At 44.9% G+C, this 18,794-nt stretch carries 24 protein-coding genes and 3 pseudogenes; 25 read left to right on the top strand and 2 right to left on the bottom strand.

The features are described 5' to 3' along the window. Positions 1 to 147 precede the first annotated feature (147 nt). The 20 genes and pseudogenes from ADH68_RS10910 to istB all read left to right on the top strand — a co-directional run bounded on the left by ADH68_RS10910 (position 148) and on the right by istB (position 14,105). A complete protein-coding gene (locus ADH68_RS10910; RefSeq protein ID WP_068960789.1) occupies positions 148 to 690 on the top strand; it encodes a DUF6155 family protein in 543 nt (180 codons plus the stop codon). 819 nt (positions 691 to 1,509) lie between these two features. Further along, positions 1,510 to 2,073 (top strand): 6-pyruvoyl trahydropterin synthase family protein, encoded by a 564-nt coding sequence (locus tag ADH68_RS10905; protein ID WP_068960790.1) that lies wholly within the window; start codon positions 1,510 to 1,512, stop codon positions 2,071 to 2,073. Between the two features lie 555 nt (positions 2,074 to 2,628). Beyond that, entirely contained in the window at positions 2,629 to 3,132 is a 504-nt protein-coding gene (locus ADH68_RS14165; protein WP_228449166.1) for a hypothetical protein, read from the top strand. A gap of 61 nt (positions 3,133 to 3,193) precedes the next feature. After that, positions 3,194 to 3,529: a hypothetical protein gene (locus ADH68_RS10890; protein ID WP_025069034.1), complete on the top strand. Its 336-nt coding sequence runs from the start codon at positions 3,194 to 3,196 to the stop codon at positions 3,527 to 3,529. Between the two features lie 7 nt (positions 3,530 to 3,536). Then, complete coding sequence (locus ADH68_RS10885; RefSeq protein WP_025069035.1) at positions 3,537 to 3,752, top strand: hypothetical protein; 216 nt, start codon at positions 3,537 to 3,539, stop codon at positions 3,750 to 3,752. Positions 3,753 to 3,763: 11 nt separating this feature from the next. Then, the gene (locus ADH68_RS10880) at positions 3,764 to 3,985 is read left to right on the top strand and encodes a hypothetical protein (protein WP_018667431.1); all 222 of its coding nucleotides are present in this window, start codon (positions 3,764 to 3,766) and stop codon (positions 3,983 to 3,985) included. A 12-nt stretch (positions 3,986 to 3,997) separates the two neighbouring features. Beyond that, entirely contained in the window at positions 3,998 to 4,408 is a 411-nt protein-coding gene (locus ADH68_RS10875) for a PcfK-like family protein (RefSeq protein ID WP_008782568.1), read from the top strand. Positions 4,409 to 4,410: 2 nt separating this feature from the next. Further along, positions 4,411 to 5,694 carry a PcfJ domain-containing protein gene (locus ADH68_RS10870; RefSeq protein WP_068960791.1) on the top strand — a complete coding sequence of 428 codons (1,284 nt, stop codon included), beginning with the start codon at positions 4,411 to 4,413 and terminating at the stop codon, positions 5,692 to 5,694. A gap of 24 nt (positions 5,695 to 5,718) precedes the next feature. After that, a complete protein-coding gene (locus ADH68_RS10865; RefSeq protein WP_068960792.1) occupies positions 5,719 to 5,976 on the top strand; it encodes a hypothetical protein in 258 nt (85 codons plus the stop codon). Positions 5,977 to 5,996: 20 nt separating this feature from the next. Further along, positions 5,997 to 6,230 (top strand): DUF3873 domain-containing protein, encoded by a 234-nt coding sequence (locus ADH68_RS10860; protein ID WP_068960793.1) that lies wholly within the window; start codon positions 5,997 to 5,999, stop codon positions 6,228 to 6,230. Then, positions 6,227 to 6,352: pseudogene (locus ADH68_RS13955) on the top strand (DUF6956 domain-containing protein); the annotation flags it as partial. The gene ADH68_RS10860 and the pseudogene ADH68_RS13955, both read left to right, overlap by 4 nt. Positions 6,353 to 6,646: 294 nt before the next feature. After that, positions 6,647 to 7,411, top strand: a complete 765-nt coding sequence (locus ADH68_RS10855) for an IS5 family transposase (RefSeq protein WP_068960265.1) — start codon at positions 6,647 to 6,649, stop codon at positions 7,409 to 7,411. Between the two features lie 8 nt (positions 7,412 to 7,419). After that, complete coding sequence (locus ADH68_RS10850) at positions 7,420 to 8,664, top strand: site-specific integrase (protein WP_068960794.1); 1,245 nt, start codon at positions 7,420 to 7,422, stop codon at positions 8,662 to 8,664. Beyond that, a complete protein-coding gene (locus ADH68_RS10845; protein WP_005924223.1) occupies positions 8,648 to 9,634 on the top strand; it encodes a tyrosine-type recombinase/integrase in 987 nt (328 codons plus the stop codon). The genes ADH68_RS10850 and ADH68_RS10845 overlap by 17 nt, the downstream gene beginning before the upstream one ends. A gap of 2 nt (positions 9,635 to 9,636) precedes the next feature. Next, a complete protein-coding gene (locus ADH68_RS10840) occupies positions 9,637 to 10,662 on the top strand; it encodes a tyrosine-type recombinase/integrase (RefSeq protein ID WP_005841877.1) in 1,026 nt (341 codons plus the stop codon). A gap of 135 nt (positions 10,663 to 10,797) precedes the next feature. Continuing rightward, a pseudogene (locus ADH68_RS14290) lies at positions 10,798 to 10,923 on the top strand (DUF6956 domain-containing protein); the annotation flags it as partial. A 53-nt stretch (positions 10,924 to 10,976) separates the two neighbouring features. Continuing rightward, the gene (locus ADH68_RS10830; protein ID WP_068960795.1) at positions 10,977 to 11,285 is read left to right on the top strand and encodes a hypothetical protein; all 309 of its coding nucleotides are present in this window, start codon (positions 10,977 to 10,979) and stop codon (positions 11,283 to 11,285) included. A gap of 164 nt (positions 11,286 to 11,449) precedes the next feature. Further along, complete coding sequence (locus tag ADH68_RS14210; protein WP_255202491.1) at positions 11,450 to 11,584, top strand: hypothetical protein; 135 nt, start codon at positions 11,450 to 11,452, stop codon at positions 11,582 to 11,584. A 99-nt stretch (positions 11,585 to 11,683) separates the two neighbouring features. Continuing rightward, the gene (gene istA / locus ADH68_RS10825; RefSeq protein ID WP_068959738.1) at positions 11,684 to 13,285 is read left to right on the top strand and encodes an IS21 family transposase; all 1,602 of its coding nucleotides are present in this window, start codon (positions 11,684 to 11,686) and stop codon (positions 13,283 to 13,285) included. A gap of 37 nt (positions 13,286 to 13,322) precedes the next feature. Next, the gene (gene istB, locus ADH68_RS10820) at positions 13,323 to 14,105 is read left to right on the top strand and encodes an IS21-like element helper ATPase IstB (RefSeq protein ID WP_068961956.1); all 783 of its coding nucleotides are present in this window, start codon (positions 13,323 to 13,325) and stop codon (positions 14,103 to 14,105) included. An 85-nt stretch (positions 14,106 to 14,190) separates the two neighbouring features. Here istB and ADH68_RS14225 read toward each other — a convergent pair. After that, positions 14,191 to 14,316, bottom strand: a pseudogene (locus ADH68_RS14225) (helix-turn-helix domain-containing protein); the annotation flags it as partial. Positions 14,317 to 14,431: 115 nt separating this feature from the next. On the opposite strand from ADH68_RS14225, the gene ADH68_RS10810 reads away from it, so the two are divergent. Beyond that, positions 14,432 to 14,725, top strand: coding sequence for a helix-turn-helix domain-containing protein (locus ADH68_RS10810; protein ID WP_068960796.1), 294 nt, complete (start codon positions 14,432 to 14,434; stop codon positions 14,723 to 14,725). 39 nt (positions 14,726 to 14,764) lie between these two features. After that, a complete protein-coding gene (locus ADH68_RS10805) occupies positions 14,765 to 15,070 on the top strand; it encodes a helix-turn-helix domain-containing protein (RefSeq protein ID WP_068960797.1) in 306 nt (101 codons plus the stop codon). Between the two features lie 81 nt (positions 15,071 to 15,151). On the opposite strand, the gene ADH68_RS10800 is transcribed toward ADH68_RS10805, so the two are convergent. Then, the gene (locus tag ADH68_RS10800; RefSeq protein WP_068960798.1) at positions 15,152 to 15,514 is read right to left on the bottom strand and encodes a RhuM protein; all 363 of its coding nucleotides are present in this window, start codon (positions 15,512 to 15,514) and stop codon (positions 15,152 to 15,154) included. Between the two features lie 728 nt (positions 15,515 to 16,242). Between ADH68_RS10800 and ADH68_RS10795 the strand changes: the two genes are divergently transcribed. Genes ADH68_RS10795 through ADH68_RS10785 form a run of 3 tightly spaced genes read left to right on the top strand, consistent with a single transcriptional unit; the run spans position 16,243 to position 17,955 of the window. Next, complete coding sequence (locus ADH68_RS10795) at positions 16,243 to 16,653, top strand: hypothetical protein (protein WP_068962051.1); 411 nt, start codon at positions 16,243 to 16,245, stop codon at positions 16,651 to 16,653. An 18-nt stretch (positions 16,654 to 16,671) separates the two neighbouring features. Beyond that, a complete protein-coding gene (locus tag ADH68_RS10790) occupies positions 16,672 to 17,256 on the top strand; it encodes a hypothetical protein (protein ID WP_068960799.1) in 585 nt (194 codons plus the stop codon). A 12-nt stretch (positions 17,257 to 17,268) separates the two neighbouring features. Beyond that, positions 17,269 to 17,955, top strand: a complete 687-nt coding sequence (locus tag ADH68_RS10785; RefSeq protein WP_157755892.1) for a nuclease-related domain-containing protein — start codon at positions 17,269 to 17,271, stop codon at positions 17,953 to 17,955. Positions 17,956 to 18,794: the final 839 nt, after the last annotated feature.

Here is an 18,794-nt window from a genome sequence, read left to right as displayed (position 1 = left end):
TCAATCAGAAAATCGAACACTTAATCAGAAAAACAGACCAATACATCATCTCTTAATCTGATATTAAGGCATATTTTCTGCAAGAGATATATCATAGAGGTGATACATCCGTTATATAAATCGGTATACATAATTCCAGCCACTGATATGTCAAAGACCTCACTGAAAAAGACATTGAACAGTCTCACCCGCGACCAGATAATGGAAGTCGTTCTTGACCTTTACGAAGCCCGCAAGGAAGCACGTGAATATCTCGAATATTTCATCAGCCCAGATGAAAGAGGCATGGCCGAAAAAACAATAGCGACAATAAGCAAAGAGTTTTCGCCCACCAGAGGGAAAGCCAAAGCGCGCACATCGGTATGCCGACGTGCAATCAAGGACTTCACCCGGCTCCACCCCTCTCCCCGCCTGATAGCCAGCGTAAGATTACATTACATCGAGGAAATCATAAGGTATTCTATACGATTGAGATGGTGGATAAAAGAGTCTTTGGAAAAAGCATTGCCCAATATGCTTTGGGACACGCTGGAATATTGCTTTTCCAACGACATTATCGACGAGATGCATCCACAGATAACCGACATAATAAAAACTCTGGAGGGATGCAGAGCCCATACAGCTAAAGAAGCTATAGAGACATATCGCCACTTCTGTATCGAAAAAGGGATTACACCTGTTCCCGGATAAATCCGACTTGCTCTTATGCATCAAAAAAAACATATCCAACAGAAACTTCCGGTCCATACGGCGGCCAAGAGCTTGTTTAATAATAAATGTTACCGACAGGGTCGTATAGCTTGAGGCGATTTTCGACATGTGACGAAGGAGTGTACTTTATGTACATGACTGAGGAATAGGTCGAAAAGCGGCCAAGATATACGAGACAAAAGGTAACTTTATAACCTACACAATCTCTTGGCTGCTTGTAAGGTAAATGCAAAAATATATCAACTATATGAAACAAATTACCTCTCGTCGGCCATTCGCCGGCATATTTCCGCCCGCTCTTCGGTCGTTATGGAGCCCCATAACTCCCTCATCACAAGCGAAAATCTGTCCGACGACTGACCGCCCTGACGGTAACATTTATTATTAAACAAGCTCTAAAATAGTCTTTCAAGCTCATGAATTAAGTTAATTTGATAATATTCACTAATTATCCCCCGGTATTACGTTTTTTTAAATTCTTTTATGCCCAAAATTGAAAAAATCGGCTTCCATAGTCAGTTTTCAGTTGTTATAGACAATGAAAACAGCGACATAACCAGCTTTTTCACATCCCTCGTCCTCATAGATCGGGTAGTGATACCGGACATATGAGGTTCTCATAAATAAATAGTTGAAACGGAGAAGGACAGTCTGAGCAAAATCAGCCTGTCCCTCTTTTTTTCAACATTATTTGACCAAAACGCCTCTTGTTATAACTTTTCTTATCAAAACCACATCCAGGTCGCGGGTGTTATTTGTATAGAAAATTCAACGCAACCCAGAAATTACAATAAGATTATGAAAAGTATCACAACATTCGACCTACAGTATGCCCATAGATTCTATGGATTTAAAGGAGAGGCACAATATCTCCACGGCCATACAGGAACCCTCACAATTGAAGTAGAGGACTCTATCAACGACGGTGTCAACATGGTATTCCCATGCAATGAAATTAAAAAGACCGCATGGAATCTGTTGAAAAATTTTGACCACGCACTGATTCTCAGAGAAGATGACCCCCTGCTACCTGCAGTACTGGAGGTGTATGAGAAGCAGGGCATTGTAACCGGACATCCACAAAACACCAATAAAGGCCCTGCATTCAAGACCGAACTCGCGACAGCCTACCCGGAGGCCCGCCTGGTTGTCACCAAAGAGACCATGACCGTCGAAGGAATGATAAAGATTGTCTACAATCTGCTGAAGGACAAACTCAATATATCAAAAATAACCTTCACAAGCGGTGAAAATGCAGCAACAGAAGACTATGTCACACGCAACAACATCGAGCGTTGCCCATTATGTGGAATTGCCTTAAACGAACATGGCGTCTGCATAAAATGCGGCTATAAGAAATAATCACCACACTATCGGCACCGTGTCCTCCGACATGGCGCCGATGGTATATTTATAGCATTCATAAAGAATTTATATATTCCGACAGGTTGAAACATGTTTTTTTCGTAATTTTGCATCACGAAGTTACGAAAAGAGTGTAATTTATTGGAAATGAGCGTAGGTTAATTGCTCATGATAGTAATAGGTTACGAATTAGTTAGTTATCTACTGCATTATCCTTCTGCGCGTTGCGTAACCTTCAAAGAACTCTTCGTATGCAAAAATAGAAATTAAACGGGAGATTTAGAAATAAATCTCCTGATTTTTTATCCTCACATATAAGTTTTTCCGTAAAAGCGGTTTTGTCCGTCGGCACACCATCGCCCAAAGAGATTTTGGACGAACGTATGCCGACTACCGCATAAGCGGAGAAAAGGGCTTTGCCTCACGCCTAAACAGAAGTTTAGACTGATGATGCAAGGCCCATTTCTTTTGCGCTTATGCCAGAGAGGTGCTTTTACGGATTTCTGACTGTTTTTCTTTTTCGCTGTCCATTTGAGCCGGAAGCGGAAAGCCGTGCAAGACCGCCCGCTCCATGAATGGAACAAGCCGTCACCCACGGCAGGCAAACCTGAAAGAATGATTTTATATGTCCGACCGGACACGTCCTGCCGGACATATAAAACCATACTTTCCACACGGTGGTTTGCCCGGTTCCACGCTTCCGGCTGTTTCCCTTTTTCTTTTGTGGACTTCTTTTTTACGGATTTCTCTTTTGAAGTTTTCCTGTCCAATCTGCCTCCACTTCCGTTTACCTCCATTTCCGCGCCTTTCAGTGAGCCGCATCAGGCAGTCATTTCCGTTCTGGGCGCAAAGGTAATTCCGGGATTGGACGGGAAAGCAAGGTCAAGCCTCCTGTTTTCTGCGGAAATCTCCAGCCCTGCGGGTAGTATTTCCGCGAAAAACCTTGCATTCCCTAATCCCTACCTTTTTAAGCACCCGAAACGAAAACGACCGATGCGACAGAAAGACGCATTAAAAAAAATGTCGGATAAACGAGAGGCAGATAAGATAGTTTGAAACTCAACTTCCTCAGCTCTTGAATCCGCATTAAAAACAAAAAATCAAAAACAAAACGGATATGGAAACAACAATGGCAACAAAATTCGTGGCTTGGGAAGTGCCGACATTGGAAACACTGAAAGGCAGTAAGGCTTACATCCTTCGTGAGAAACTGAACAACGGAGGACAGATGAACCGAGAGGAAAAGGATTGGCTCACCGAAAACGTGAACAGTAACACCTATTTCAAGAGCGCAGTCCCCTTGCAAGGCTGGAGGTTTGACTTCTCCGATGTTCTCCGCACGTTCCTCGTATGCCAATACGGACGTTGGACGGAATACAAGGCAACGGACAAGACCGGACTTCGCAGATACCTATACGGCAGGATAGACAACATTGTGGAACTTGAAAAATGATACGGCTATGACGGCAACGGCAAATTTCAGACAAGTAGCGCAATACATAGGACTTGCGATATGCGGTTTAATCGTGCGCACCGCCTTCGGGATATTGGACATCCTTTGGGGCATCATCACGGAGATAATAAACGGAGTGTTCCGAGTGGCGATAGGCGTAATCGTGGCTATCCTTTCCACAATCGCCTTCTTCGGCTTCATCCTTTGGTTATTCACCCTTTAACCCCTACCGAAATGGCAAAGAGAAGCAGCAAGACGGCAGCACAGCAGTGCAGATACTACGAGGTGGACAACATCTTCGTGTACATGGTGGAAACGTATATCAACGGAAACATATCCGTGTTCCGTGACCTCTACCACGAACTGAACAAGGACGCACGGAGGGATTTTACAGACTTCCTTTTGAGCGAGGTTGAGCCGACCTATTGGAGAGAGATACTGAAACAGACAATCTAAAATGACAGCGATATGAAAACGACAGACCATTTCAAGAGAACGATACAGATGTATTTGGAACAGCGGGCAGCGGAAGATGCGCTCTTTGCCAAGAACTACCGCAACCCAGCCAAGAACATAGACGATTGCGTGACCTACATTCTGAACTATGTGCAGAAAAGTGGTTGCAACGGCTTCACGGACGGAGAGATATACGGACAAGCCGTCCACTACTATGACGAGAACGAGATAGAGGTGGGCGAACCTATCCAATGCAAGGTAGCCGTGAACCATGTGGTGGAACTCACAGCGGAGGAAAAGGCGGAAGCACGGCAGAACGCTATCCGACAATACCAAGACGAGGAACTCCGCAAGTTGCAGAACCGCAACAAGCCGACAGCGAAGAAAGAAACCAAAGTTGAACCATCACTATTTGACTTCTGATTATGAAACCGAAAACACGCATACAGCAGGAAGTCGCACGTTTGAGCAAGCGACTACCGAGATTGACCGAAGAACAAAGGGCATACGCTTTCCGCCACTGCTTCAAGCATTACGCAGTCAAAAGGGCAGACGGCACGAACATCTGCACCGAATGCGGACATTCGTGGAAAAGCGACCACGACCTTGCGGATACCGTTTGCGGATGCACCTGCTCCCATTGCGGTATGGAGTTGGAAGCATTGCGCACCCGAAAGAGTGTTTTCAGCGATATGGAGTATTTCTCCATCGTCACCACCTGCAAGCGATACCAAGTGATACGCTTCTTTTCCGTCAAGTCACGATACAAGGCAGGGCAGCCAGCCGAGTATTCCATCTTTGAAGTGGTGCAGAGGTGGATTGCCCCCGACGGCAAGACAACGACCGTTGCCCGATTGCGTGGCATGTCCTTGTTCTACTACGACCTATGGAATGAATACAGCGACATGGAAGTACGCAAGAACGGAGAATTTCGGGCATACGACATAAATCCGGTATGCACCTACCCCCGACAGCGTTTCATACCCGAAGTGAAACGCAACGGCTTCAAGGGTGATTATCACAACATCCTGCCTTACGACCTTTTCAAAGCCATACTTTCCGACTGCCGAGCCGAAACGCTGTTGAAGGCAGGGCAATATCCCATGTTGCGTTACTATATATACCACTCTTTCAATATCGTAGAGTATTGGGCATCCGTGAAGATATGTATCCGAAATGGCTACACCATTGCTAACGGCTCTATGTGGCGTGACACCATAGACCTCCTGCGTCATTTCGGCAAGGACACGAACAGCCCGAAGTACGTTTGCCCTGCCGACCTCAAAGCCGAACACGACAAGTTGGTGGCGAAGCGTAACCGACAAAGGGAACGTGAGCGGACGGAACAGCAACGGCAAAAGGCGATTGAGGACGAGAAGAACTATCTAAAAGCCAAAGGTATCTTCTTCGGACTTGTGTTCTCCGACAACCTTATCCGTATCAAGGTCATAGAGAGCGTGGAGGAAATGATAGAGGAAGGACGTATGATGCACCATTGCGTGGGTGGCTACCACAATCGGGAAAATTCTCTTATCCTTTCAGCGACCATTGACGGCAGACGCATAGAAACGATAGAGGTATCACTGAAAACTTTGGAGGTGGTGCAGTGTCGTGGCTTATGCAACGAGAACACCGAATACCACGACCGCATTGTAAACCTTGTGAACAGCAACGTGAACCTTATCCGCCAACGGATGGAAGCGGCATAGTATAAACCTATAATACCCAATAGTATGGAAGTAAGAATTGAAAGCATGATTTGTCTGTGGGACGATAAAATCCCCGTGATGTTCCTTGAATTTGTGAACCTCCTCACTCTGGCAACGAGTGAGGAGCAGTTAAGACGAAGCGTCAAGGACTTTGCCGAGAAGCACGAACTTGACAGGTTCTTCCTTTACGGCTTCGGCTCACACCATTTCTACCTGCACCAACGCTACACGAGCGACCCCGAAATGGTGATGCGCAACCGAGTTTTGTCAGTACATTTTTAACAACTCTAAAATCAACGATTATGGCAACACGAATGACTATCAACGGAGTAAGCACCTGCACGGAAGCAGGTACGGAGAAATACGAAAAATTCCAAATGGGTGTCGGCAGACGCAAGCGGACACTTGTGCAGTACGACTACCGCCACCCCGCAGACGGAGAATTGTTCTCTTGTGTCAAACCTACGTTGGACGAGTGCCGAACCGCACGTGACAAGTGGCTGACCACGAAAAAGGGAAAGGAGGGAAACTTATGAACGCAGCAGGTTATCAAACGCTGATAGTGAAATTCAGCAAGCCTATCAAGGTGTTGGACGAAATGTTTGACGATGCTGAAGCATGGGGAGTAACAACCCTTTGCGAGTGGATAAATGCTTATGTTATGTATAGGGAATAATTATGTAAAGTTTACATTAATCTTACATATTGCTAACAACCAACTATAAGAATATCAAATATTTCAGAAGAAACTATTCACATAACATCTTCGCATAATACTTTTGTCTTTATCCATTTTTAAATCATGATTTATTATGCGAATAGGAAAATTAGATTTACTAAGAGGGTGTTTCATAACAACTGTTAAGATAGTCCATCAAAAAAATGCCTCTGCTAAAGGAGAGGACATTTCTAAATTGTTTATTTGTTGACAATTATAAGAAAGAATTTAGAAATGTACACCTCTGATTTAACAGAAGCACAGAAAGCTTTCATAAAAGAAACAATTCCAATGGATAATTGGACGAGCAAATATGATTTTTTCCTTGTCTTTGATGCCATTCTATATGTGGACAAGACCGGCTGTCAATGGCGTAATCTACCTCATGACTTTCCGGCATGGCAGACCGTATATTACTATTTCCGTGCATGGAGTGCTATCGGCGAGTTCAAGAATCTGCTTGACAGCCTTGTCGCAGAAGTGCGATTTCAGGAAGGTCAGACACCGGAACCAAGTGTTGCGGTTGTAGACGCTCAAAGTGTGCGGGCTGCCTCATATCCCTCACCGAAAGGTTTTGACGGCAACAAGAAAGTCAAGGGAATAAAACGGCAGATTGCAGTTGACGAGAATGGGCATCTGCTTGATGTAAAGACAACTACCGCTAACATACATGACTCCAAAGGCGGTTTGATGCTTCTGGCTTTACTTGCCGCCTCGCACCCGGTCATCAAGAAGATTCTTGCAGACAGAGGCTATCGCGGAGATTTGATTGAACTTGTGAGAAATACCTTTGGCATGAACGTGGAAATCACTTTGTCTGGTTCTTCTGACGGGAAGTTTATCCCGGCAAAGGGCAGATGGGTTGCGGAGCGCTCTATCTCATGGCTTGACAACTTCCGACGTTTATGCAGAAATTATGAGGATACATTGGAGGTCGCACGACAGATGGTCATCATAGCAGGTGTGGCAATGCTCTTGAACAGGCTTACAGCAAATTAACAATCGTTATGAAACACCCTCTAAGAGAGCGTGTTATGTCTTTCTTGCAATCAAGAGGTTACAAACAAGGAAGTTTCAAAATGTACAATCGTACTTATAATGAATTGGCGCACTTCATGGAACAGAAGAAAATAGCGGAATATGATAATTCCGTAGGGTATCAGTTTCTTCAATATAGGTTCTTGAATAGGGATTACCAGACCCTAACAGTACGGGAAAAACTGCGTTACCGGCATATTGACGCTTTAAACCAGTTGTTGGAATCGAATGAGGTAAGAGCACGGACACTCAAAAAGCCGTATGAGTTCGGTGGGGAAAAAGGTTATCCCTTTCGTCTTTTCCTGAAAGATTTACAATCTACCGGAAGGCAGTCCGCTTCTATCCGTAGAAGTGAAATCAGATTATATGATTTGTATAAGTATTGGGTATCTGCCGATTTGGATGCCGCAACATTCGGGTTGCAAGAAGGAATCTTATATATACAAAAACTTGATAAGGAACTGACTACAGGTGGACGGGAAGAAGCTATTACGAAAGTACGTGCATTTTTGTTTTATATGTGCGAGCGTGGGTTATTACCGGACAACAATCCGGAACGTTGGAAGGAACTTTTTAAACACAGATTTCTCAAAAGCCCCAAAATACCGTCCGTTTATACGCCCCAAGAAGTAGAGGCGATTATCAATGCCATTGACCGTACGACATCAAGAGGGAAAAGGGATTATGCCATTATATTATTGGGAGCCCGATACGGTTTGCGCAATTCTGACATTAGAGGGCTGCGTTTCTGCAATTTGGATTGGGAGAATAACAGGTTATGTTTTGCACAGCAAAAAACGGGCAAGAGGGTTACATTGCCACTTTCGGAAGAAGTTGGCATGGCAATAATAGATTACATACAACATAGCCGTCCTAAGGTGGATTTACCTTATGTGTTCTTGTCATTTAAGACTCCCTATAACCCACTGGCTAAAAATGCTGTAGCAAATACCATAACAGAATGGATGCACAATGCCGGAGTTGATTTTGCAACAAGACGACATGGGAGCCATATCCTGCGCCATAGCCTTGCCACAAGCTTATTGAGTAACGAAGTGACATTACCTGTCATATCTGAAACATTGGGACACAGCAATTCCCAAGTTACAACGGCATATCTTCGTGTATCTGTTGACCTTTTGCGACAATGCGCATTGGATGTACCTTTTATTCCGACAACAATTTATGATAATCTATATGGAGAAAGCAAATAACTATGGCATATATTCCGAATTAATCCAGCAATATGCTGATTATAAGCGTTCAAAAGGATATAAGATGGTTGATATTGAAAGGAGACTACACCGTTTTGACATGCTCACTATTGAACGCAACGAAACAGAAATAGGCATTTCAAGAGATTTATTCAACGCTTGGAAAAACCTGAATCCGTTGGAATCAGAAAGAAATCGTGAAACACGCATGTTATACCTTCGTGGTTTTTCAAGTTATCTTAGACTTTTGGGATATGATTCCTATGTCCCGAAATTGCGTAAAACCAAGCGTTCGTTCATCCCTCATATATACACCAAAAGAGAGATGGCTGCAATTTTTAAGGAGTGTGACAAAATGGGAAGCACACAATGCGTTTACAATTCGATAAGAGGTGTAATTCCTTTAATTATCAGGATGCTATACGGAACGGGAATACGTATCGGAGAAGCGTTAAAACTTTGCCATAAGGACGTTAATCTCGCTTTGGGTACACTAACCCTGCATGAGTGTAAGAACGGACAAGACCGAATCGTGCCAATGTCTTTGTCTTTGACTGCAATTTGTAAGGACTATGTTGTTTATAAAGAACACTGTAATATGTCTGTTGAACCGGATGCGCCCTTCTTTTCTTCTGCTGACGGAAAGCGATGCAGAGGAACATCTATAAACAGATTGTTCAAGGCGGTGTTGCAACGGGCAGGAATATTTGCAGGGGCAAAGGGCAAAACGCCCAGACTTCATGACTTGCGCCATACTTTTTGCGTGGAATCTCTTGTTAAAATGTCAGAATCAGGAAAAGACCTATACAACTCATTGCCACTCCTTATGACTTATGTCGGACATAAATCTTTATACTCAACAAACCAGTATGTACGGATGACGCAGCAAATGTATCCTCAATTAATTGCAAAAGTTGATGATACCTATCGTTGTGTATTCCCTGATATTAATATTGAAACAGAAGAATAATTATGAAACCTACTGATTTTTCTAAATATCTGACCGATTTTTTTGGCACATATCTGCCAATAGAATGTGGCGTTTCCCAAAATACGATATTGACTTACAGTTACACATTCTCCCTGTTGATTGAGTTCCTGAAAGAGCAAGAATTTATAAATCCACAGCGTGTTACCCTTGCGGATATAACCAAAGAACGGATTATAAATTTCTTGCAATGGCTTGAAGAAGACAGGCATTGCTCTGTTTCCACGCGAAATGCACGTCTTGCAGCCATTCGGTCTTTTTATAGTTACCTGCAATATCGAGATGTAAAAGGAATGTTCCGTTATCATGAAATAATGTCAATAAGGAAAAAGAAAACTGCTGCTCCTGAAATGGCTTATCTTACGATAGATGGTATAAAGTTGATTTTAAGTCAACCTGATTTGAAAACACGATATGGTCGTCGGGATTTCGTTCTTCTTTCACTACTCTATGACAGTGGGGCAAGAGTTCAGGAACTAATTGACCTTACGCCACCTAATATAGAATTTAATGATACGGCGACTGTCAAATTATGCGGAAAGGGTAATAAGGCACGGATTGTACCTTTATCAAAACAACAAGCATCCAATCTCAAAAAATATATGTATGATGAGGGATTGATGAAAGAGGACAGGCATTGTGTTCCTATTTTTTGTAATTTCCACGGAGAGAAACTTTCCCGTGTTGCCGTCCTGAATATTGTAAAGAAATATGCAGAGATAGCTCGAAAAAAGTCCCCTGATTTAATCCCTGAAAATTTGGGATGCCATTCTTTCCGGCATTCCAAAGCCATGCACTTATTGGAGGCGGATATAAATTTGGTTTATATAAGGGATTTTTTAGGGCATGTTTCAACAACTACAACAGAAATATATGCTCGTGCAAGTGAAAAGAAGAAGCTGGAGGCATTGTCACGTGTAAATCCGGGAATAATAAAAGAGGGTAAAACGACATGGCAAAAAGACAAATCCTTGTTGGGTTATCTAAAGGATTTACGGACTAAGTATTAAAACTTATGTGAAGTTTGTTTGGGATATTATGTTATTTAACAGATGAAAATCAGTAACTTAATAAAAATAAACCAAACAAACTTTACATAATTATTCCCTATACATAACGTAGCTTATGCAAAGATTTACATAAGCTATGAGAGTTCACGTTTCACCGCCATTGACAGCCATACGGCTGTAATCACAAGCGAGTACAACATGGAGTGTCTGAAGGCGTGGCTGGAAAGACACACCCCCATAACCGAGAAAGCAGAATTTTAAGCGCGTTGGCGGTGTACGCACCGCCAACATATAAACCCTAAAAGACAGCGTATATGATAGCAAAGATAATTTTGGAGCAGATAGGCGGCAGACGCTTTGCCGCCATGACTGGAAGCAAGGACTTCATAGACATGGGCAACGGCTTGCGCATGAGCCTTGCGAGGAACAAGACAAGTGCCAACCGCCTTGACATCATCTATGACGGAGGGGCAGACCTCTACAATATGCGTTTCTACCGCAAGACGTTCAGCAAAAAGACATTCGAGTGCAAGACGAAGGACATCGAAACGCACGAAGGGATATATTGCGATATGCTGGAAGAAATGTTCACGATGGTAACGGGGCTTTACACCCGATTTTGAGGGGTGGGCGGCAAAAGCCGCCCTACTTTCTTTCGGTGAGCATGATGGCGGACAAAGAAAGTAGCAAAGAAACCTTGTCCAATCTGCGATAAAATTCTTATTTGAATATGTAAAATTAGCCAGAAAAGGCTAATTTTGCATAGTTATTTTTTTTGTATATCAATATGAATATAGAAGATTTACAACTAATTGTAGATACAATATATCAGCACAATCCATCTGCATATAAACGAGGAGGAGATGTTGAGTTGCTGAATTTTCATATAAAAGCGATGCAACATCTTGCATCTAACATTTGAAAAGGGACCCAGGTAGAGCAATTGAAAAGGAACCCACCCCATGGGTAAGTTCAACCGGATATCGTTGATTAGAAAGAACGACATCAACGATTCCACAAAATGCTACACATGGAGGAAAAAACATCCATTATTCTGTCTCATCGCCGCGAGGGGATGAGCATCCGCGAGATAGCGCGCCGCAACGGCATGAGCCGCAAGACCGTGCGCAAGTATCTGCGCGAGTTCGAGAGAGAGGCCGGCCCGTCACCGACAGAGCGGGAGGTTGACGATTATCTGCTGACCAGGCCGAAGTATGACAGCAGCGGACGCGTCAGGCGTGTTGTGACCGATGATGTCCGCCGTCGCATCGATGGTTTTATCGCCCGCAACCGGGAGAACGTCGCTGCCGGATTGCACAAGCAGCAGATGCGCAAGCTCGATATGTGGCGACGTCTTCAGGACGATGGCGTGCGTATCGCCTATTCCACAGTATGTCAGTATGTCCGTGCGCTGGAGGCAGCGCCGAAGTCGCAAGAAAAGCCTGCAAAGGCATATATCCGTCAGGACTATGAGCCTGGATTCCGTTGCGAGTTCGACTGGGGCGTGCTTACCCTGTGGATCGGTGGAGTCAGGACTCGCCTTCACATGGCGGTATTCACCCTCGACCACAGCAATATGCGCAAGGCATATCTGTTTTCGCGCGAAGATACCCTGGCTCTTATGGAAGCCCACCGCAACTGCTTCCGGGAGTTGGGGGGCACCCCGCGCGTGATGGCCTATGACAACATGCGTACCGCCGTAAAGAAGTTCCTCGGGCGCGACCGCGAGCACACGGATGCGCTGCTGCGCATGGAGGTACACTACTGTTTCACACCCCATTTCTGCAACCCTCGCTCGGGATGGGAAAAAGGCAAGGTGGAACGTTCGGTGGAATATATCCGGCGTCGTGCATTCTCGTTCGAGGTCCGGTTTGACTCCCTGGATGCCGCGCAGACGCATCTGGCGGCAGTCTGCGACAGGCTCAACACAGAGGCGTCCAACATGTCGGCGGAAGAAAAACGCCTGCGCATACAGGCCGATCTGGCGGCGCTACGTCCGTTGGACCACGGTGACATCGGCTGCTTCGAGCAGCGGCTGTACCGCGTCGGAAAGTATTCAACGATAACCGTTGACGGAGTGCACTACTCTGTGCCCGACCGTCTGGTGGGCTCGCAGGTGGCGGTAAAGCTGTATTCCGAGCGCATCGTGGTGCTTTACGGACGCGACAAGGTGGCCAATCATGCCCGAAGCCGACGCTCCGGCGACTGGGTCATCGACCTGATGCATTATCTGGGTACATTCCTGCGCAAACCGGCCGCTCTGGGGCGGTCTGTGGCTCTGCAACAGGTACATCCGTCGGTGGCGGCGCTTTACCGCGAACACTTCCGCGAGTCTCCGCGAAGCTTCATAGAACTGCTTGTGTTCACCCGCGACAACAATCTGGCATACACTGACATCGTCCGTGCCGCCACAAGTCTTTCGTCCCGCGGGCTCCAGCGCCTCTCATCTGAACAGATACAGGCTCAGATGATCTCGGCGGAAGGACATATGCAGTCAACCGCCGATATCGCGGCAACGAACGTTCCCGACCCGCAACAGGCTGAAATAGAAAGTTCGGCAAGCCATACCCTTGACATGCTTTCATCATTTATGGAATATACCCGCGCATCGCAGGCAGACTGAATACCCCCCCAAAAAACAACCAATACACTGAATGACAATGACAGACATACATGAAACAGACCGTGACGGACTTCGGGAGCTCATTCGCTCATGCGCTTTCGACCTTAAACTCCCGCTTGTGCGGCGCGACATCGACCTGCTTATACAGCAGAGCGCCGACGAACAATGGAACCTATGGCGGTTTACAGCCGAACTGCTCCGGCGCGAAAAAGAGAACCGCTCTGAAAACCAGCGCCGTCACCGCATCAAAAACGCAGGGTTCCCGCAACTTCGCTATCTTAACGAAATCGACACCGACGCTCTGCCCGCCGATGCCCGGAAAGCGCTCCCGACACTCGAGACACTCGACTTCATCAAAAACGGACGCAACCTCATTCTATACGGCAATCCCGGAACAGGCAAGACTCATCTGGCGACAGCTCTCGGTATCGCCGCATGTAATGCCGGACACTCGGTGCTGTTCACATCCGTGCCAAGACTGCTCACGCAGATACGCGAGTGCCGCAACGCTTTGACACTCCGGTCGCTGGAAAACAAGTTCGAGAGATACGACATGGTCATCTGTGATGAGTTCGGATACGTCTCCTGCGACAAGGCCGGCGCAGAGATGCTCTTTAACCATCTCTCCCTCCGCACCGACAAGAAGACGACCGTCGTCACAACCAATCTCGCCTTCAACCGCTGGAACGAGATTATTGACGACAAAGTACTGGTCACCGCAATGGTAGACCGCCTGACCCACAAGGCTATACTGCTTAACATGACAGGCAAATCATACCGCATGAAAGAAACTCAGGAAATGATGACTCAACAAATATAATTATCTTTGCATCCCCATCCCGGGTGGTCCCCTTTTCAAATGCTATCCGGGTCCCTTTTCAAATGTTAGATACAGTCAATGCGGTGAAGGCGGAACTTTCCATCGTTATTACTTTCATATTCAGTTCTTTCTTTTGGTTTCTGTGGCAAAATTCGGCAATAAACCAAAGGGGCTTTAACAGCTCACTACGTGTCTCACGTAAGATTTTTATGGGAAATGGCTCCGTAACCCGGACAGGCGGCGCAACAAGCTGCCTTTTAGCGGGAAACGATATGTGTTCACGGGGCTGGCGTTACCTTTGCGGCAAACTCTGAAATGTTTTGCTTATGGAAATAGTATCTATCGAGAAAAAGACCTTCGAGATGATGGTGGCGTCCTTCAACGCCCTCTCGGAGAAGGTTGCCGCCTTGAGACGCAGGAGCGACGGAGGGCGGCTGGAAAGGTGGCTCACGGGCGAGGAGGTCTGCGGGCAGTTGAGGATCAGCCCGCGCACGTTGCAGACGTTGCGCGACAGGCGGCTTATCGGCTACTCGCAGATTAACCGCAGGTTCTATTACAAGCCGGAGGAGGTTAAAAGGCTCATTCCGCTTATCGGCACGCTCTATCCCGGCGCAAGATGATTTGATTTTTATTATTCACAACCCACTGAATCCGAAGTTATGATGAACGAGAACAATGAAGTGTTTACGATGGAGGACGAGCCGCTTGCCACCGTGGTGCAGAATATGCGCAAAGGCTCCAAATGGCTCTCCGCCTTTCTGGAAAGTTACCGCCCGCCGCTGGACGGGGAGCGTTACCTGACGGACAGGGAGGTGGCGGAACTGCTCCGTGTCAGCCGCCGCACCTTGCAGGAGTACCGAAACAACAGGGTGCTGCCCTTTATCCTTTTAGGCGGGAAGGTGCTTTACCCCGAATCGGGGCTGCGGGAACTGTTGGAAGCGAATTACCGCAAGCCGCTGGAATAAAAGAAGCCTGAAAACGAAAAAAAGGAAACGGACAACTCAAATTGGGCTGTCCGTTTCCTTTTTGTTGGCACGTATGCGTGTTCAGCAGTATCCGGCTTTTCCGTTCTGTATGAACATCACGTATGCCTGCCGCTTCTCCTTCGAGAGTGCCTTGCCCACCAGCCACGTGCGGAACACGTGTGTGCAGTAAGTGTTCAGCCGGAAGGCGACGGGAATGATGATTTCAAGCGAGTAAACATCCGCGTACAGCCCGTTTTCAAGTTGTATGTAGCGGCACACCTCGTAGTCGTTCAGCACGTCCGTCTTTAGAACGGCCCTGATGGCGGCGTTCACTGCCGGGACGCCCGTGTGGAACAGCCCGGCGATTTCTCCGGCGGTCATCCATACCTCGTTACCGGTTACGCAGACCGCCTTGTCCTCTATGATGATTATGTCACGTTTCATGGCTTTTCTTTTTTAGATGGTGCAACCTGCAAATTCCTCAATCGTGTTCAATCTCGCGGCAAGGTTCTCCATGTCTTGGTTGAGCTTCTCTTTGGTTATTTTCGCGTATATCTGCGTTGTTTATTTGTTTTAAGCATAATTAATTGAGATATAGGATATTACGCAAAACAACTTGTACTAATAATGTACGAAATGGGGAATTTAAGTACATTCAAAAGCAATCAATTAAGTTTAATTTGCAGGCGTTAGTTATTTTTAGTTCTATTCTTTTGCCTCGGTTTTCTTCTTTCTGCGGTCGGTATAGAGATAGATATATGGGCTGGTGAAAAGAAAAATTGAAGGGGACATTTCTCTTTTGTCACGCATATCTATGTAGGTTTGGTTCGGTTTATATATTTATATATAGAACTAAACCAAACTTATTTTTTGCCCAGCCTATTGACTTGCAACGCAAAAAGTCGTAACTTTGCGTTTGATTGGGAGAAGTCCCATCACGACATTTTGAAAAAAAGAAGCGTTATGCTCATCTCGAAGTCGGGAACGTAGGAAATTCAAGACTTTTAAGAGAGTGTGCATAGTGGTTCTCACGCTAACGGCGTGGGCTGCTATTACCATTTCTCTTAAAAAGGTTCTTCCTACGACCTCCGACTTAGAACGTGGCATTGCAGTTCCACGCTTCGTGTTTCATTTAATCGCTCTTGTGGAACTTGGAGAGCTTAATAATGCTTATGAAGCAACTGTCTTTGATGTTGTTAATCCTGCTTTCGGTCGGGTTTACCAACTGTGAAAATGCCACATCTACTGAAAAGGAGCAGCCAAAGGATGAACAAACGATGTTCTTCCCATTCAAACTTTATCCAACTGATAATATGTGGACTTTTATCAAGTTGGATACTCGCAATGGCAAAATGTGGCAAGTTCAATTTAGCGTAAAAGGAGATGATTATCGCTTTGAAATACCACTGAATACTACCGCATTAGCAACTGATTCAACAAATGGCAGGTATGAACTCTATCCAACACAAAATATGTTCAATTTCGTACTCCTTGACAAAGTAGAAGGTGCGACATGGCAAGTTCAGTGGTCAACTGAACCTGAAAATCAGGCTATCATACCGATTAAGCAATCTACTTTCTAATCATAATTTTTCAATCCGATGAACAGAATCATATTTCTTATTGCCTTGATGCTTTGTTGCATTGCATCTATTGCACAATCTACTAACCAACATCTCACATTCAAAGGTGTTCCCATTGACGGCTCTCTAAGTGAGTATGTTTCCAAAATGAAATCCGCAGGATTCTCATATATTGGGACACAAGATGGTACGGCTATCCTGCAAGGTGATTTCGCAGGATTCAAAGGGTGTATTATTGGTGTTTCGACACTTAAAAATTCGGACATTGTTAATACCATTGGGGTTATTTTCCCTGAAAAAGATGATTGGTCATCTTTGGAGGAAAACTATCAGCACTTAAAAAAGATGCTGACGGAGAAATACGGCAAGCCCTCTGAATGTGTTGAAGAATTTCAGGGTTATGGATCACCAAATGATAATAGCGATAAACTACATCGCTTAAAAATGGATAGATGTACTTATGCGACAGTATTTGAAACGCCCAAAGGCGATATTCAACTTTCATTGGAACACCAAAGTGTAAGTTCATGCTTTGTCAAACTTCAATATTGGGACAAGATAAATACGGATGCTGTCAAAGCAAAAGCTATGGATGACCTATAATCCATTATGCCTATGACTGTAATGTTCGGTTTCATATCGGTATTAGCACTAATAATTGCCATATTCTTTGCCATCTATAAATGGCGTAAGAGTATGGCTTTATTGCGTACCGTGACTGAAACACATCGGGGTACATGGTCAGAGCGCAAATTAGTTCTCAAACTGCTTAAACACGATATCCCCGCGATAACAGTATATCACGATTTGTATGTGGAACGACATCGTGGACAATATTCGCAAATTGATGCGGTTGTAGTGACAAAGGTCGGAATAATTGTGTTCGAGGTTAAAGATTATAGCGGTTGGATTTTTGGCAAAGGGTATCAGAATTATTGGACACAAGTATTGGCGTATGGAAAAGAGAAACATAGATTTTACAATCCGATTCTTCAAAACAAAGGGCATATTGAGGCTCTTAAAAAGAAATTGGAAGGTATTGCTGAGGTGCCGTTTTATTCAGTAGTCATATTTTATGGGAGATGTACTTTGAGAAATATCAGCGATATCCCTTATGGAACTTATGTAGGGTATGCAGGAAGTGTCACATCAATCATAGATGAAATTATGGAAAATAATCCGCCAGCCAATTACAAAGACAAATGGGGTGTCATTAATACGTTAAGAGAGGCCGCCTCCAATGGAGAAAATTGGGAGATAGTGAATCGGCACATTCAAAATGTGCGTAATTATTTTAGATAGGCTTCGGTTTCCAAAGGTTGACCTTTGGCATATTGGGGATATTTTCAGCGTTGCTCCGCAATGCGGCTCGGAAAATTCCCTAATATGCTAAGGAATTTCCAGTCGGTGTAATTTCCATGACGGTGTTGTGGTTGTATTTCGCATTGGCTTTGATATTGATTTACGGAATGACTGAATGATTAAATGACTGAATGATTAGTTGGTTAGTCATTCAGTCATTTTGTCATCTAAATGATTAATCATTCAGTCATCAATTCATCGAATCATTTAATCATCTGGATGATTGGTCACTTTGTCATTCAGTCATTTCGTCATTGGTGTCAGGGGGCGTTATTGGGAGATGATGTTGTGGAGCGTTTGGGGATTACTGGTAATACCTAAACATAAACTCGCTCCACCCTAAAACGACCTCTTATGGCAATGAGAAAAACAAAGAGCGGTCACGGCAGTGACTGCGGTTTCGGCAGTGGCTTTTCGGAGAAAAAGGAATCCCGAAACATATCCTTACACTCCTTTTTTTCTCGTTGCCTTTCCTCATTGTAATGATCGCAGTCACTATAATGGCATCAATCGACCGTCGGGAGTTGATACTGCCTTTCGGGATACCCGGAAGGTATCTTGCCGACTCCGAATATTCAATTTTTTTCGTTGCCGTATCTTATTTTTCTCTCGTTGTCATCCACTTGCATTCTTTGCACTTTTGTACAATGGCACGGTCAACTTCATCAAGGAATAAGGCGTTGCGGTATATATGTCAGTTCAAGATTAAACCTTGGCATTTTTGGCACTTTGGCATTTTCAAAGTGTGCAAAAGTGCAAGGTGTGCAAGGTGGTAATTA

This window comes from Muribaculum intestinale (genome assembly GCF_002201515.1).
Taxonomy (GTDB): domain Bacteria; phylum Bacteroidota; class Bacteroidia; order Bacteroidales; family Muribaculaceae; genus Muribaculum; species Muribaculum intestinale.
This window is presented reverse-complemented; position numbering and strand designations above follow the sequence as displayed.

Bases quoted from the DNA above. Each gene is read 5' to 3' on its own strand.
- ADH68_RS10790 (WP_068960799.1), top strand. From the start codon at position 16,672: ATGAACAGAATCATATTTCTTATTGCCTTGATGCTTTGTTGCATTGCA.
- ADH68_RS14210 (WP_255202491.1), top strand. From the start codon at position 11,450: ATGAATATAGAAGATTTACAACTAATTGTAGATACAATATATCAGCAC.
- ADH68_RS10805 (WP_068960797.1), top strand. From the start codon at position 14,765: ATGATGAACGAGAACAATGAAGTGTTTACGATGGAGGACGAGCCGCTT.
- ADH68_RS10865 (WP_068960792.1), top strand. From the start codon at position 5,719: ATGGAAGTAAGAATTGAAAGCATGATTTGTCTGTGGGACGATAAAATC.
- ADH68_RS10885 (WP_025069035.1), top strand. From the start codon at position 3,537: ATGACGGCAACGGCAAATTTCAGACAAGTAGCGCAATACATAGGACTT.
- ADH68_RS10850 (WP_068960794.1), top strand. From the start codon at position 7,420: ATGAAACACCCTCTAAGAGAGCGTGTTATGTCTTTCTTGCAATCAAGA.
- ADH68_RS10870 (WP_068960791.1), top strand. From the start codon at position 4,411: ATGAAACCGAAAACACGCATACAGCAGGAAGTCGCACGTTTGAGCAAG.
- ADH68_RS10890 (WP_025069034.1), top strand. From the start codon at position 3,194: ATGGAAACAACAATGGCAACAAAATTCGTGGCTTGGGAAGTGCCGACA.
- ADH68_RS10875 (WP_008782568.1), top strand. From the start codon at position 3,998: ATGAAAACGACAGACCATTTCAAGAGAACGATACAGATGTATTTGGAA.
- istA (WP_068959738.1), top strand. From the start codon at position 11,684: ATGCTACACATGGAGGAAAAAACATCCATTATTCTGTCTCATCGCCGC.
- ADH68_RS10845 (WP_005924223.1), top strand. From the start codon at position 8,648: ATGGAGAAAGCAAATAACTATGGCATATATTCCGAATTAATCCAGCAA.
- ADH68_RS10800 (WP_068960798.1), bottom strand. From the start codon at position 15,514: ATGAAACGTGACATAATCATCATAGAGGACAAGGCGGTCTGCGTAACC.
- ADH68_RS10830 (WP_068960795.1), top strand. From the start codon at position 10,977: ATGATAGCAAAGATAATTTTGGAGCAGATAGGCGGCAGACGCTTTGCC.
- ADH68_RS10795 (WP_068962051.1), top strand. From the start codon at position 16,243: ATGAAGCAACTGTCTTTGATGTTGTTAATCCTGCTTTCGGTCGGGTTT.
- ADH68_RS10810 (WP_068960796.1), top strand. From the start codon at position 14,432: ATGGAAATAGTATCTATCGAGAAAAAGACCTTCGAGATGATGGTGGCG.
- istB (WP_068961956.1), top strand. From the start codon at position 13,323: ATGACAGACATACATGAAACAGACCGTGACGGACTTCGGGAGCTCATT.
- ADH68_RS10910 (WP_068960789.1), top strand. From the start codon at position 148: ATGTCAAAGACCTCACTGAAAAAGACATTGAACAGTCTCACCCGCGAC.
- ADH68_RS10880 (WP_018667431.1), top strand. From the start codon at position 3,764: ATGGCAAAGAGAAGCAGCAAGACGGCAGCACAGCAGTGCAGATACTAC.
- ADH68_RS10855 (WP_068960265.1), top strand. From the start codon at position 6,647: ATGTACACCTCTGATTTAACAGAAGCACAGAAAGCTTTCATAAAAGAA.
- ADH68_RS10860 (WP_068960793.1), top strand. From the start codon at position 5,997: ATGGCAACACGAATGACTATCAACGGAGTAAGCACCTGCACGGAAGCA.
- ADH68_RS10785 (WP_157755892.1), top strand. From the start codon at position 17,269: ATGACTGTAATGTTCGGTTTCATATCGGTATTAGCACTAATAATTGCC.
- ADH68_RS10840 (WP_005841877.1), top strand. From the start codon at position 9,637: ATGAAACCTACTGATTTTTCTAAATATCTGACCGATTTTTTTGGCACA.
- ADH68_RS10905 (WP_068960790.1), top strand. From the start codon at position 1,510: ATGAAAAGTATCACAACATTCGACCTACAGTATGCCCATAGATTCTAT.